Source organism: Psychrobacter sp. LV10R520-6 (genome assembly GCF_900182925.1).
Lineage (GTDB): Bacteria > Pseudomonadota > Gammaproteobacteria > Pseudomonadales > Moraxellaceae > Psychrobacter.
In genome coordinates this window covers 346,337-361,133 of record NZ_LT900024.1, presented here as the reverse complement: position 1 = coordinate 361,133, position 14,797 = coordinate 346,337, and the positions used below count along the sequence as shown (strand labels likewise).

The window sequence follows — 14,797 nt, the reverse complement described above, 5'->3', positions numbered from 1 at the left end:
CCGTTGAAAAATATTACCCATTAATGTAACAGTTACTAATCGATGCAACAGCTACTTATTATGGCCATACGCATAACTATAGTGATAGCTATATTTATCCATAACGCCTTGTTGTACATCATTAAGGATAATACCATCGACTTGCACCTGTGCTTTGGTCAATTGGTTGATCGCGTAAACCAACTGTCCCTCTATCGATTTGTTATATCGAGTGACCATCAGCACTTTATCAGCATATTGTGACAGTATCACGGCATCTGAAGCCGACAAAATAGGCGGAGAATCTATAATAATATAATCATAATGAGCATTCAGCTGCGCCATCAAGCCACCAAACTTATCACCCGCTAGCAGTGAGGTTGGATTGTGTGGCTGCTGACCTCTGGGCATAAGGTCAATATGATCCATAGTAGTAGGATGGATAAAGGTAGCTAATGTGTTATCTACTTGCTCGCTACCATTGCTCTGCGATAAATAATCTGCCAGCCCGTTATTTTGCTCCATATTAAACATCTTATGCAACTCGCCTAGGCGCATGTCTGCATCTATGATCAAGACTTTTTTATCGAGTTGGGCAAATACCTCTGTTAGGTTGGCAGAGATAAATGATTTGCCTACCCCTGGGCTTTCACCTGAAATAAGTATTACCTTAGCACGCTGGCCGGCCTTGCCTTCTGTGGGCATGCCGAACATCAAGTGTGTTCTTAAACTTTTTATGGCTTCATAGCTTAAGCTATTATGGTCAGCATAAGCCAGCAGTCGATTTGGCACTTTTTTATTCTTTGACAGCCGGGATAGCGATGGTGAGCGCGGAATCGTGGCAATCACCGGTATCCCTGTTTTTGCTTCTACACGATCAGGGTCCTTGACCGTGTTTCTGAGCAAGCTTCTAAGGAATACCAACAATATTCCCAGCATTAGCCCCGATAATGTCGCTAGCATTACTATCCGTTGCTTCTTAGGGGCGATAGTCCGATAGGTACTGATAGGCAGGTCAATAATACGGGCGTAACCAATTTGACCTGCTTTAACAATTTTTAGTTGTTGATAATTTTTGAGCATGGTGAGATAAATTTCTCTATTAATACCCGTATCTTCAGATAATTTTAGAAACTCTCTTTGTATCTCAGGTAAATCTGCCACTCTATCTTCTATTTCTTGTTGCCTATTGTTCAAGACTTCAATTTGATCGTTTATTTGAATGACCAGTGGATGCTCTTCGGTATAGTAAGTGGTCAAATCTGCTTTTTTAAGCTTGAGCTCATTAACTTGAGAATCAATTTCAGCGCTTTGTCCCACTAAAATTCCTGCTTCTTGACCAATATCGATGGTGCCAGACTCTTCACGGAACTTATTAAAGACGGCTTCAGAAGCTTCCAGCTTTTGCTTTAATAAAGGTATTTGGGTTTCCATAAACTTAATGGTTTTGGTGGTTTCCTCAGAGCCTCGAGATTGGTTTTGATCAATATAAGACACAATAATCTGCCTTAGTATTAAACTCACTTGTTGCTGATTCGAGCCAATCAGTGACAGCTGGAGAATACCGGTATCTCCACCGATTTCCGTTACTGTCAAAGCCCCGTTTATAGCATCTGTGGTATTCTGTAGTGACTGTTTGGCAATATTGATAGGGTGGTTGCTAGCGGGTAAGTCATTCACTGTGATTTGAATGATACCGTTTGAGCCTCTAAAGCGATGTGGTTGGTTCAGTTGTCCCTTAAAATCATCAAGGCCATTGCTAAGTGTAAAACCCCCATCAGCATCAGAGCCGGATCTCACTAAGGTAAAAGACCGATCCAAGTATGCTTGTGAGACCTCAAATTGACTGACTTGCACTCGGCCGTCTTCAGTCTCTAACAGTACTCCTTTAGGGGTACTTAGTTGAGTACTGGTATGGTTGCTTTTTATTCTATCTAAGCCGTTGACGGTAGGATCACTTAACCGAATACCTAAGTGTAACAGGTCAACCACTGGCTCTAGTACCATACGTGACTTTATTAACTGTGCTTCTGTCTGAGCCGGGCCAGAATTTGACGACACCAGATTACTTGAACCTAGTGCTGATGAAACGCCTTGTGACTGCTCCTCAATCTGTATCAGAGCATCTGACTTAAAAGTAGGATTCTCATAGCGGCTGTATAGCACACCTATAAGCACACCCAACAAAGCCAAAAAGAGTATGGTTTTCCAGCCACGTAAAAATACCGATAACAAAGCTAATAAATCAATATCATTATTGTTTTCTGCCGCAGGCTTCGATAGGTTATTCGCATCTGTATTCATAACTATATATTCATCACTTAATGGTAGTCGTTTAGCTGATTTTATCAGTCCACCGCTCAAGACTATCAACGATATCTTTTTCGGCAGTCTCAAATGCTGATTTATCGTGCTGATAAGGATCGGCAATATCTTTGTCAATCCAATGACCAATCCTAAAGGTTTTACCGCGGCAATGCGGCCAGCGATCTTCGATCCATTTGGTTTGGCTCTCTGACATCGTAAATATTAGATCGGCTGTCATGACCAACTCTTCGCTTATTTGCTTAGCGATATGGTCAGACATATCTATATTGCGGGCTGTCATTACCTCTTGCGCTTTTGAATCAGCAGCATGGCCGACGACGGCCGATAAACCAGCAGAATCAATATGCTTTTGTGGATAATGGTTCATTAAGAGTGCAGCCGCTATTGGACTGCGACAAATATTGCCCACGCAGACCACTAAGATGTTATTAAAACTCATAATACGTATCTACCTAATGTGTATCTACCTAGAGACCAAAACTTCTAATTGCCGACGAAGAGGGTAACAACGAACTAAGAACACGATTCCAACGGGTCAAGCCGGTCGGATCAACATACACAATGTCATTGGGGCGCATCTCAAAACGATTGGCTAATGGAAAGCTGGTAATGGTTTGCATGTCCACATAGTAGATGTTGGTACGCGGGTAACTGGGATGGTCACGAACGATGTATACTTTGGCAGCGTTGGCGGTATTGGCGTTCAGACCGGCAGACTCCCCCAATACTTGAGCCAAATTCAATCCTTGCTCAAGGATAGGCACAGGCGCGACTTGTCCAAACTCACCTAAGACATATACTTTATTAATGTCTAGGGTATTGACGTGGATTGAGTCGCCATCTTGTACATAAATTTGATTGGCCGATGAGCCTATTTGCCGAAGTGAGGATAGGTTTATGTTGTAACTGGTCCCTTTACGATTCAATACGATGTTGTCTGAATCCCCAGTAGCGGTTACCCCGCCTGCCATAGAAATGGCACTATAAAGAGACACGGGGGCGTCGGTGATATTAAATTCGCCCATTTTACTGACTTCACCATCAACAATAAATTTATTGCCGCGATAGTCGGTAACTTTTACTTGGGGATCTGAATATTTTAGATAGCGTTGCAACTGCCCGCGTAGATTTGCGGTAAATTGCGGGACACTCATACCGCTGGCTTTGATACGACCTATTAGAGGAATTTGAACAAAGCCTTGCTGATCGACTGTTAGACTCGAGGTTGAGGCATTGATGTTTGGATAGTCCACAAGGACAACATTGAGAATGTCGCTTTGAGCAATGCGGTAATCCACTCGAGTAGAGGTTCTTACTAGGCGTGCTAAGTCACTACTGGGTTGAACCACTTGCTTAGGCGGCAGTGTTGCCAAACTCAACGGCTGTACGTCAAACTGTATGCCATTCTCTGCAACAAATGAACCACTGGGAGGCAAGTCGCCAGCTTGTAATCCAGAGTTAATGGTGGTGGTGGCACAGCCAGAAAGCAGACTGCTAAGTATTAAACCTGCTGCACTTAATAGCTTGGTTGACTGTCGCATAGGAGAAATCCTTATCAATCACAACGATAATGCAAATATTATAATATAAAGGGTAAGCTCATTATAATATTAACTTAGCTTTACATTAGTAGCAAAAATAATCCGCATCATAACATAAGTCGTTAATAATTAATCAAGGGTTATTATTTATCTCTATAAAATAGTTTAGTACTTAAGGAAGATGCTAATTGATAACCTCTCCTAATGCCTAATAGCTACTTTTTCTCAAAAAAAAGAACAAGTTAGTATAAATGCTGCCAAATAGCGTACAATAGCCGCTGTAAATTAATTTACCAAAATTCGTACATTGAGAAATGTAACCCTAACCGACTCCAGGATATAATTATGAAAGATGAAAAATTACAAAAAGCCCTCGCCCGTATGGGACTTGGCTCGCGCCGTCAGATGGAAGAAGTCATTAAATCGGGTCGTGTAACCGTTAACAATGCGCCTGCAACCATTGGTGATCGCGTTGAGCAAGGCGACGAGATTCGCGTCGATGGCCGTCAGATTAAATATACCGCTGAGAATGAAAAGCGTCGCCGGGTATTGGCTTATTACAAGCCTGAAGGTGAGATTTGCTCGGCTAACGACCCAGAAGGTCGTCCAACCGTGTTTGAACGCTTGCCTAAATTGACCCACGACCGCTGGGTCATGGTCGGCCGCTTAGATATCAAATCTACAGGGCTGTTGTTATTTACCAATGATGGCGAGATGGCACACCGCTTGATGCACCCCTCTAATGAAGTTACCCGTGAGTACGCCGTACGCGTATTGGGTGAAGTGACATCAGAGATTACCCGTGCACTGACCAATGGAGTCAAGCTAGAAGATGGTATGGCACAGTTTGAAGATATCAAAGAAGGTGGCGGCGAAGGGGTCAATAAGTGGTATCACGTCAAGCTCAAAGAAGGTCGCAACCGTGAAGTGCGCCGTTTATTTGAGTCACAAGGTCTCAAGGTTAGCCGTCTATTACGAACCAGCTATGGCGGCATCGCGCTACCAAAAGAGCTACGTACCGGTCGCTTTTTAGAGCTGGATAGGAAAGACATTAATACCTTAACGGACATGGTAGACTTACGTCCTCGCTACGGTACGGGTCTACACGGCGTGGCTAAAGACAAGCAGGAACGTATCAAAAACAAGCCACTTAAAGCTCGACATAGTGACAGCAACCACAATAAAAAGCCCAAGCCTAGCGATGGTCCAAAATCTAGCGATAGTACCAAACCGGCCAATCGTGGTACGCGTAACACTAGTGATCGCAACAATCGACGTTAAAATAGCAGCATACTAATGCTGCGTAATAAAAAAAGCTGCCAAAGATATTTAAGCTCTGGCAGCTTTTTTATGGCGCGTTATGGCTGTCTATATAATTTTTCATCACCCGTAAGTCTTGCAAATGCTGGCTGTCCACCTGCTCTAATAATTCATCTAAACGGCTGTCAATATTATTTAATGCCGCTTGTAAGAGTTGCCCAGCCTCAGCGCCTTTATCATTAGTAACGCCTCTGTCATTAGTAGTGCCTTTATCACTAGTGATGTCAGTACTAGTAGTAGCGTCAGCACCTCCATTAACCCCTGCTAAATGATAATGACTGGCTAACATCTCTGCTAACCTGGTATGCAGCAGCTTATCCAATACAAATTGCTGTTCGGTGATCGCTGGGGTTATGTTTTGCGCTTGTAGATGTTGCTGATAACCTTGATAAGTCGCTACCTTATGATCAATACGTTGCAACTGACGTAGTTGGCTGTCTGCTAGCACACTTAGATGCTTATTGTTTAAGGTTAAATTTTGCCATGTCATATCAGTGAGCGTTATTGGCGCTTGTGGATCGTGATAAGTGAGCACCCCTGGGGTAATGCCGACCGCTTTATGTAGCGCTTGCCAGCCTTTTTTACCCAGATAAAAGACGGTGATCGTAGTAAGTACTCCAACGCCTAATAACATACTCATGTTCGTCTACCCTTTATTAGCCATTTTTACTGTCTATAACTTATCATTTATAGCTTTATTTTATCGATGCTGGTTTTATCAGGGGTAGGATTCTCTATAGCCTTGCCAATAACTTCCTCATTAACCTCATTAGCATTGCTATTAGTAGACCGTTGATCCAGCGGGTCAGAGGACGAACTGTCAAAACGCTGTTGTAAATAGCGATTGGCCACCAGTAGTTTTTGGCCATCCTGGTGATAAGAAGCGTCAAGCAAGTCATCGAATTGGGTGTTGACGGTACTAAGTACTTCTAATAACGCCTCTTTACCCGTGACATCAGAGTGTTTTATCTTAGTGGTATCAGCACGTGCACCGTCTAAGTCATGTAAGCGCCGATAGTCAGCCACTGCCTGCGGAATATGTTTATCCATCAAATTTTGAATCATGATATAAGTTTCGTTAACGGTATCCCTATCATCGATTTTGCCATCATTATTGGTATCGCCATAAATCACCCGTAGCTTCTCACCTTTTTTATTAATCTGATCCAGTGCGTTCTTGACCGTCTCTGGTAAGCTTTTTTCAGGAATATAGCCCAACTGCGGCATGGCTTTGTATTCCAGCATCTTGGGCGCGGTAACCTTTTTGACACCGCGATAGCCCAGATATAACCCAGCTGCCGGCAGCACACCGTATAATACAAACATCACTAACATGGCAGTTATTTGGGTCATAGTACGGTCCTAATTAAAACTCGAATGAAACCAAGCTTAGCTTTTGGTGCGACTTTTGACATAGCGATGGGTAGAGGCCAAGCGGTTGAGGACGGTTTGATGGAGCTCATCTAATAATTCATCCAGCTCATAATCAATCTCTAAGAACAAATCAGTCAGCATATCACCGGCGGTCATATTGCCTTGTACGGTACTGTTCTTAGTACGCTGCGGGCTAAAGCGTAGCAGCTGCTCATAATGATAGAGCGCTTCTGGAATACTTTCGGTCACCAGCTTATCGATCGCAAACTGCCGCTCATTGTGCTGTTGCTGTTGTTGCTCATTAAGCTCTTGGCTCCAGTCGCGATAGCGTTTGAGCTTGCCATTAATTCGGTCTAAGATAGCTACTGCCTCAATAGGCATAGCGTTTAGGGTGGCCTCATCAACCACATCGACAAGTTCAGTCATGATAGGACAGCGTCCATGTTTGAGATACCATAAGGTATCGGGGTCAAAAGGAGGGCGATTGTTTCGTGGCATCTGCGCCCGATTGGCCAAATAGCGATCGGTAAGTGGGGTTGGCGAGCGGATATCACTCACTTGCGCTAACGCATCGCAAATACGATCAGCACGTTGGGGCGCTCTGAGCGGTGACTCGATGTTGTGGCTGTGGTTGTGGTTGTGGTTGTGGTTATGATTGGGCTCTTGCTCAGCATCGACCCCATTATTACTGTCTCCGTTCCTACTACTGGTTGTGATATCAGTAGCCGCTTGCTTAGCGTTTTTGGCAGCTGTAGCCGGCAGGTCATCTTGTGGTTGCCCAAATGACTGTAGCATTCTCGTCAAACTTATGACCATGACCTACTCTGCTCCTCACCTATTTATTACTATTGCACTCGATTACTAGATGGCTTATCTTAACAGTTTTTTACTGGTCTGCCAGTAAGCAAACGTCACCGTTGTATTACCCAAAAAGCAAATATTATGAATCCCACTGATTACTTTTCTGGCTTCCTACTGGGTCTGACCCTAATTATAGCCATTGGCTCACAAAATGCCTTTGTCCTCAAGCAAGGAATCAAACGCGAACACCTATTCTTCATCTGTCTGTTTTGTGCAGTCAGTGATGCGCTACTTATCTCTGCTGGGGTCGCAGGTTTTGGCACGGTGACCGCGCGCTACCCGCAAGTGGTAAACATAGCCAAATTTGCTGGCGTGTTATTTTTACTCGGGTATGGTTTGCAGAGTTTATATGCCAGTGTGCGCTTGTCCCATGCGCTGACTGCTGAAGGACAAGTGGTTACCAGCTTAAAAAAAGCGCTGCTGTTATGTTTTGGCTTTACTTGGCTCAATCCGCATGTCTACTTAGATACTTTGGTGCTAGTTGGCATGGTTTCAACCGGAGCGAGTAGCAAACTGCTATTTGCTAGTGGGGCGGTCAGTGCGTCGTTTGTATTTTTCTTTGCACTGGGCTATGGCGCACGGTTATTAAAACCATTATTTGCACAACCAAAAGCGTGGAATGTATTAGATGCATTAGTAGGATTGTTAATGCTGTACTTGGCGTGGCATTTATATCAAAGCTAAAATAAACATAAGCATATAAAATGAAAAAACCAAACACGCCTAATTGACGTATTTGGTTTTAGTAGATCATCTCATTGATAGTAACAAAGGTAGCTATCAACAAAGACGGCAACCAAACAATTTACCTTTATTTAGGATACTTTTTTGGTCTTTTTACTTTTAATAAATGATAAGTTCAGAAAGTGTTCTAGTGAGTCATCAAGAATATCCAACCAAGGCTCTGGTAGTTCGGGCGCTAAGGTATCAGTTGAAGTAGAACGGTAAGCTTTTTCTCTAAATCCCATAATGTCTGCGACCTTATCTTTTTGCCATTGCTTCAAGATATCGGCTTGTTTCTCAACGGCAAACTCTGGGTAATCTGTCGCATTGGTTAAATCACGAATATATTTAGTTTGGAAATCTATCGCGTTATCAACTGTTTTTACCTGTTCATATTCTGCTAACCAACTTTGTTCACCTTCTGCCCGTGCCGCTAAATCAGGCAATTGAATGTGGTCTAAAATGACATCACGTACAAACCAAGCTTGGGCATCAAACATATTAAAAGTGAAGTACTGATCTTGCATGCCTAAATAAATCAACTGCGGGTTAGGCTGCCAAAAAATACCTTTATATAAATTAGCGGGATACAAGCAGTTATGGGTTTGCAAACGCAGTTCATCAGGCAAGAAAGGAAAGTGAAATAGATAACCCGTACACATAATCACAGCATCAAAACACTGACTAGTGCCATCTACAAAATGAGCCATATTACCATCAAAATGCGTAATTAATGGCACCTCACAAATGCCTTCGGGCCAGTCATAACCTAGCGCTGCACTGCGATAACTAATAGTGACAGATTTGGTGCCATACTTATAACACTGCGTACCAATATCTTCTGCTGAATAACTGCTGCCCACCAATAAAATATCTTGGTTTTTAAACTCTAGAGCATCGCGGAAGTCATGGGCATGCATAACGCGGCCAGGAAACTCTTCTAGCCCTTCAAAATAAGGCATATTCGGTGTTGAAAAGTGACCGGTAGCAACTATTACGTAATCAAACTCTTCCGTTTCCTGTTCCTCGGTTTTATGATTCATAACCGTAACCGTAAACTTCTTTGTTTCATCGTCAAAAGTTACCCAACGTACCGGGCATTCAAAACGTATATATTTACGAATATCTTGCTTATTAATTCGCCCCATAATGTAGTCTTTAAGCACTTCACGCGGTGGATACGACGGAATAGCCTGACCAAAATGTTCCTCAAAAGAATAGTCTGCAAATTCCAAGCATTCTTTTGGACCATTCGACCACAGATAGCGATACATGCTGCCATGTACCGGCTCACCATTTTTATCTAAGCCCGTACGCCAAGTGTAATTCCACATACCGCCAATATCATTTTGCTTCTCATAGCAAACTATCTCTGGCAAATCTTTAACACCCGCTAAACGAGCCGCTTCAAAAGCCCGCAATTGCGCCAAACCGCTTGGACCTGAACCTAATATAGCAATTTTTTTGTTACTCAACACTAACTCCTATAAAAATAAGGGGTTGTTACTATAACATTTTTTTATAGATAGCGTTTAGAAGAGAAATTTTGGTAATTAATAGGAGTGGTGGAGGGATTTTGGATTACCGCTATTAAGATTACCGTTTGCGACAGCCAAAAGTGTGGCATGTACTTTAGGGCTTATATATTTGATACCTGATATAGTTGGTATCATAACAGGCTTAATTTAGAGATATTAATACGGTACTTGGCGTGGCATTTATATCAAAGCTAAATAAAAAAGCGGTAGCTATGATTTGTTAGAGATAAACAAGCAACTTTGAGCATTTACGAGCAGTGGAGTTAAAGGTTTTCTCTTAAATGGCTTCTTTAATAAATTGTTATAAAGCGCGACATTAATTTGAATACTATTTTGAATTAACAGTAATAAGCAGTATCATTACATCAAATCAGGAAACAACGTGCGCAGTCCGCTGACGATAATCTCGATGGAAACTGCTGCCAGTAACATACCCATAATCCGGCTCTTGACTTCCTCACCGCCCTAAACGACGGTGATTCCTACTGCTAGACGCTCAAGCCCGAGCGCGAGAATGTTTTTTGCCGCATTAACGTCGCGTTGATGAGTGACACCGCACTCGCAAAGCCATTCTCTTATTCTCAAATCTGTCCTACCTTTCGGACTGTTTTGGCGTGAGCCGCAGCACGAACAGGTTTGGGTGGTGTAGCTTTCATTCACTTCTAAGTATTGGCAACCTGCGTTCTCGCATTTGTAAGTCAGTTGCCGTTTTACTTCAAACCAACTTGCGTCATAGACGGATTTGGCTAGTTTGGTTGAGGTGAATGATTTTGATTGAAGCTTACCAACGATGATTACGTTATTATCTTTGACGAGTTTACTGGTAAAAGCATGGATCAGGTGTTGGCGGGTGTTTTTGATCTTGGCATGAATGGCCTTGACCCTCTTTTTATTCTTAGCGCGTTGAGCGATGCCTAGTTTTGATGCGTATTTATGGGTTAATTTGGTTACTAAGGTGTCACCGTCGCTTGTCGTCGCTGAATCCTTGCACCCTAAGTCGATACCAACCTCACCAGTACCGCGCTCAATCTTTGGAAACTCTTTAACCGTCACGCACGCATACCAAAGACCACGACTGTCTTGTATTAATTCACAAGTATTGATGGTGTAGAGGGCTAAATTGTAGCTATCCCACACATCAATAGTCAGCTTTTTACCTTTGGTAAGACTAAATTGAATGGTGGATTTAAGGCTTTTCTTACCCGCCTTCTTGACACCTAAATACTTGATGGCCGATTTTTTAAAAGGAATCCAGCCTAAGCTTTTACGCTTGGCTTTAGGGTTGTTAGTGCGCCAATTCAGTTTTGCTTTCTTAAATTGCTTGCGGCTTTTGGCATGGGTTTCAGTGATCGCTTGAAGGGTTTGGCTGTGCAGATTTAGAAATTCACCGCTGCCTTTGGTATAGGCTGCTATATCGTATGCTGAAAAGAAATGCCCGGTGCGTTGTAAGTGCTTAAAACTCAAATCATTCACATAGTTCCACACAAAATTCACCGCGCCAGACAGCTTATTTAACTGATTGGCGTGCTTATCTTTGATACGTAGCTTGAGTGTTTTCATGGTTTAAACTATAATGATTTAATGTTATTTTACATTTGGTCTAATGGTATGTCAAACACATTAAGGCGTGGTAGACACGTTGTTTATAATCTTCACGTTCATTTGGTCTTTGTTACTAAATATAGAGGAAAAGTATTTACCAAAGAGGGGTTAGATGAACTGAGCTTAATATTAAATCAGGTCTGTCAGGATTTTAATGCTCAGCTCGTAGAGTTTAATGGTGAAGAAGATCATGTGCATCTTTTGGTTAATTACCCGCCAAAAGTCAGCATTTCATCTTTAGTAAATAGCTTAAAAGGGGTGTCTAGCAGAATGATTCGTAAAAAAAACTACGTTTCTATCAATCAAGAACTTTGGGGTAGCGCACTGTGGTCGCCCAGTTATTTTGCTTCAAGCTGTGGCGGGGCTTCAATTGAAGTTATTAGACAATATATCGACCAACAGCAAGTACCTAACTAGAAATGCCTTACATCCACGCCCTAGAACGACGTGGTTTTACGGCACTTTTTGATAAAGGCTAAGATAATTTTAATAATTTCAGTATTCACTGAGCGCTCGCTTGTCTATAGTCGGTTCAAAATAAAAGAAATACACTTATAGCAACGTGCTACGGGTATAAATTTTTCTGGCGTGCGGTTCGCAAGCGTGTTTCGATGCTGCAAAACGTTTGTTACAGTAGCATCCCAGTAGCACTGGTACCGTTTTTAAATGAAATTAACTATATTGAACCCCACTCTCAACTATCATAATTTTTGGCGTAGGCTGTGGCTTTAGCCCAGCGTTTTTGGCAAATGGTTACGATTGACTGGGCTAAAAGCGCCAGCCTACGATAGCCCCTATTAAGTTGAGAGTCGCGTATATTGATTAAAATTTAACTTAAAAACGATGATTAAATGATTATTAAACCGGCAAACAACAGTGCTTTTAATCCTATGCACTAAAATCAAGGCCGATATCAAGCGCGGTGGTACTATGAGTCAGATAACCCATGGCGATAAAATCAACGCCCGTTTTTGCCACAGCTTGCACTGTTTCTGGGGTAATACCGCCTGATGCTTCGGTTTTTGCTCGTCCTTGACACATAGCTACCGCCTGCTGCAAAATTTCGGGCGACATATTGTCTAATAATACTAAGCTCACGCCCGCCTGTAATGCCAACTCTAATTGCACCAAGTTATCAACTTCGACCTCAATCGGAATCAAATGCCCGGCAAAATCTTGTGCTTGTTGAATAGCAGTAGTAATGTCACCTGCTATCGCAATATGATTGTCCTTGATTAAAATCGCATCATCCAATCCTAGTCGATGATTGCGTCCACCACCGCAGCGTACCGCATACTTTTGCGCGATTCGCAGTCCTGGGATAGTCTTACGAGTACAAGTAATCTGCGCTGGATAATCTGCTACGCTATCGACAATTTGCCGGGTAGCGGTAGCAATACCGCTCAGATGAGTCATAAAATTCAGTGCAGTTCGTTCTGCTGTTAGTAGATGACGGGCATTACCGCGAACGGTAGCCAATACCGTATCAGCCGCAACCCTCTCACCATCTACAACCTTTGCTACAAACTCAATATGGGTATCAAGCAATGCAAAAGATAAGCGCGCCAAGTCCATCCCGCAAATCACGCCGGCTTGCCGTGCTTTTATCTGTAATTGCGCTTGCATATCTGCCGGAATAGTTGCTTGCGAAGTCACATCACCGCGCCGCCCCAAATCTTCCGTCAATGCCGCCTCTACCAATGGCTTGAGTAACACTTCATCTAGCGCTGGCTCTGGTTTGGTTGTCATCTTTGCCCCTTATTTTGCTTTTTATTAATATCAGTATAGTTAATCCAATTTAGAAACGGCGCATTGCTACAAATGACTCTCTTTTATTTTTAATCGACTATACCACTTATCAAAATCTAACTATTTAAACTCAAAGTGAGCATAAATATAGCGTAAAGCAAGCGCGCTCGCAAGATAAAACAAGTCTGGTCGCAAGATAGAGCAGCACTTTTTAAAAATAACGAAACAGACTATTGTTAGTATAGTTAATCTAATTTAAAAACGACACAGTGCTACTGGTGTGAATTTTTTGCAGCCTCTGTCCCGCTTGCGAACCGCACGCCAGAAAAATTTATACCAGTAGCACGTCGTATAAACGACTCTTTTTTATTTTGAACTGACTATATTATGACGACGCTAGGTACTACATTAGCAGACTTGAGGAGTTTGACCATGTTAGTTTATTTTTTGGGCTGGCTATGTTTGGACTGGCTATGTTTTGAACAGCTATAAAAGCTATTTACGTTTGGGCAACTTGCTATCCATCAATAAGCTTTGTAATTCAATATCATGACGGAAGCGGAATAGCTTCGCTGGGCGACCACGCTGAGCATTACTGCTCTCTCCGGTCGGCATGACTAAATTTTGCGAATCCAGTAGACGGCGAAAGTTTTGCTTGTGCAAACGCATCCCTGATAAAGCTTCAATACTTTGTTGTAGCTGCGATAAGGTGAAGACATCAGGCATCAAGCCAAAGATAAGGGGCCGATACTCAATCTTTGCTCGTAGCCTTGAGATGGCAGTGGCAATCACGCGGCGATGGTCGTAGTACATCGGCACGCCTATCATTTGTGACCAATCCGCTGGCAATTTATTAGGCTGATCATTGGATAAGTAAGTAGGCGGATAAGTGGGCGCTTCCGGAATCAGACCGGCTTCGTATAGCATCTCATAACGCAGCAACACATGCTCTGCAACCCATTCATACTCATAGTTACTACCTGCGGACTCACTACTTGCGTACTCGTTTCTATCATATTCATGATTGTCGCTTAATTCAGGATGACCTTCTTTATTTTTATCTTTATCTTCATCGTCTTGCAAAAACTCCGTACCCACACCCCAACATAAGCGGATGCGCTGACGGCGGCGATGCTGGGCAGTCGTATCTACTGCAGCATCTGCCCAAGTCAATAATGCAGGCACAATAAAGCGCGTAATGATAGCAGGCGCGCCAGCCAAATGATTTTCCCATGGAAAATAATCATACCAATCGCGCCATAACGCTTGGCTTTGTAAATTAGCCGTTTGGGTCTCTTGTACTAAGCCTAAATAGCTGACGTAGACCAGCGCATGACCATCGATATTGCGGCGATTGGTATCGACAAAGGTATATAACTGCTCTAAATAACCCAGCGGTTGCTGCGTCTGCTCTTCAACCCACTGACGCACGCCCGCTTGCAACGAGCGATGTAAGGGCATTAAAGGGCCATTGGGTAGCAGCTTACCTTGGTCTACCGTTAGGACACGTGCTGTATGGTCAGTGATAGCGACAAGCACGGCGACCACTTCGGTGGTGCCATTACCCTGCTGGTGCGCATGCGAATAAGACAACGTCATAGTGTTTATTGATTACCCTTTATTTTTAATAATGTAGTGATGCTTTAATAAAGCAAGATGCTGATAGCAAAACTCAGTATAGCGTGAATAGGGTCCTAAATTCTGTCTTATCACTACAGATAGCTATCATTACCATGCTGAATCGTTACCGTGCTAAATAATAGCTTTAAAAAGTAAATGCTA

13 protein-coding genes are annotated in these 14,797 nt (G+C 42.8%); 3 read left to right on the top strand and 10 right to left on the bottom strand.

Annotation, left to right across the window (positions count from 1 at the left end; all coding sequences use genetic code 11):
• Positions 1 to 51: 51 nt before the first annotated feature.
• The 3 genes from U1P77_RS01600 to U1P77_RS01590 are packed head-to-tail and all read right to left on the bottom strand — an operon-like array spanning position 52 to position 3,848.
• Positions 52 to 2,283 carry a polysaccharide biosynthesis tyrosine autokinase gene (locus U1P77_RS01600; protein ID WP_321155687.1) on the bottom strand — a complete coding sequence of 744 codons (2,232 nt, stop codon included), beginning with the start codon at positions 2,281 to 2,283 and terminating at the stop codon, positions 52 to 54.
• A gap of 31 nt (positions 2,284 to 2,314) precedes the next feature.
• On the bottom strand, positions 2,315 to 2,746 hold the full coding sequence (locus U1P77_RS01595) for a low molecular weight protein-tyrosine-phosphatase (protein ID WP_321155686.1): 432 nt from the start codon (positions 2,744 to 2,746) through the stop codon (positions 2,315 to 2,317).
• Positions 2,747 to 2,774: 28 nt separating this feature from the next.
• A complete protein-coding gene (locus U1P77_RS01590) occupies positions 2,775 to 3,848 on the bottom strand; it encodes a polysaccharide biosynthesis/export family protein (protein WP_321155685.1) in 1,074 nt (357 codons plus the stop codon).
• Positions 3,849 to 4,193: 345 nt separating this feature from the next.
• Between U1P77_RS01590 and rluB the strand changes: the two genes are divergently transcribed.
• Positions 4,194 to 5,129, top strand: a complete 936-nt coding sequence (gene rluB, locus U1P77_RS01585) for a 23S rRNA pseudouridine(2605) synthase RluB (protein WP_321155684.1) — start codon at positions 4,194 to 4,196, stop codon at positions 5,127 to 5,129.
• A 67-nt stretch (positions 5,130 to 5,196) separates the two neighbouring features.
• Here rluB and U1P77_RS01580 read toward each other — a convergent pair whose 3' ends face one another.
• From U1P77_RS01580 to U1P77_RS01570, 3 genes are read right to left on the bottom strand one after another with little or no spacing between them, the layout of a single operon-like run.
• Positions 5,197 to 5,808 carry a hypothetical protein gene (locus tag U1P77_RS01580; protein WP_321155683.1) on the bottom strand — a complete coding sequence of 204 codons (612 nt, stop codon included), beginning with the start codon at positions 5,806 to 5,808 and terminating at the stop codon, positions 5,197 to 5,199.
• A 47-nt stretch (positions 5,809 to 5,855) separates the two neighbouring features.
• Complete coding sequence (locus U1P77_RS01575; protein ID WP_321155682.1) at positions 5,856 to 6,521, bottom strand: hypothetical protein; 666 nt, start codon at positions 6,519 to 6,521, stop codon at positions 5,856 to 5,858.
• Positions 6,522 to 6,557: 36 nt separating this feature from the next.
• Positions 6,558 to 7,358 carry a hypothetical protein gene (locus tag U1P77_RS01570; RefSeq protein ID WP_321155681.1) on the bottom strand — a complete coding sequence of 267 codons (801 nt, stop codon included), beginning with the start codon at positions 7,356 to 7,358 and terminating at the stop codon, positions 6,558 to 6,560.
• Between the two features lie 126 nt (positions 7,359 to 7,484).
• On the opposite strand from U1P77_RS01570, the gene U1P77_RS01565 reads away from it, so the two are divergent.
• Positions 7,485 to 8,087: a LysE/ArgO family amino acid transporter gene (locus tag U1P77_RS01565; RefSeq protein WP_321155680.1), complete on the top strand. Its 603-nt coding sequence runs from the start codon at positions 7,485 to 7,487 to the stop codon at positions 8,085 to 8,087.
• A gap of 131 nt (positions 8,088 to 8,218) precedes the next feature.
• Here the strand turns inward: U1P77_RS01565 and U1P77_RS01560 are convergent, their stop codons facing one another.
• Positions 8,219 to 9,601: a trimethylamine monooxygenase gene (locus tag U1P77_RS01560; protein WP_321155679.1), complete on the bottom strand. Its 1,383-nt coding sequence runs from the start codon at positions 9,599 to 9,601 to the stop codon at positions 8,219 to 8,221.
• Positions 9,602 to 10,129: 528 nt separating this feature from the next.
• The gene (locus U1P77_RS01555) at positions 10,130 to 11,224 is read right to left on the bottom strand and encodes an RNA-guided endonuclease InsQ/TnpB family protein (RefSeq protein ID WP_321155678.1); all 1,095 of its coding nucleotides are present in this window, start codon (positions 11,222 to 11,224) and stop codon (positions 10,130 to 10,132) included.
• 48 nt (positions 11,225 to 11,272) lie between these two features.
• Between U1P77_RS01555 and tnpA the strand changes: the two genes are divergently transcribed.
• Entirely contained in the window at positions 11,273 to 11,683 is a 411-nt protein-coding gene (gene tnpA / locus U1P77_RS01550; protein WP_321155677.1) for an IS200/IS605 family transposase, read from the top strand.
• A gap of 471 nt (positions 11,684 to 12,154) precedes the next feature.
• On the opposite strand, the gene nadC is transcribed toward tnpA, so the two are convergent.
• Positions 12,155 to 13,015, bottom strand: coding sequence for a carboxylating nicotinate-nucleotide diphosphorylase (gene nadC / locus U1P77_RS01545; protein WP_321155676.1), 861 nt, complete (start codon positions 13,013 to 13,015; stop codon positions 12,155 to 12,157).
• A 495-nt stretch (positions 13,016 to 13,510) separates the two neighbouring features.
• A complete protein-coding gene (locus U1P77_RS01540) occupies positions 13,511 to 14,614 on the bottom strand; it encodes an NUDIX hydrolase (protein WP_321155675.1) in 1,104 nt (367 codons plus the stop codon).
• Between the last annotated feature and the right edge of the window lie 183 nt (positions 14,615 to 14,797).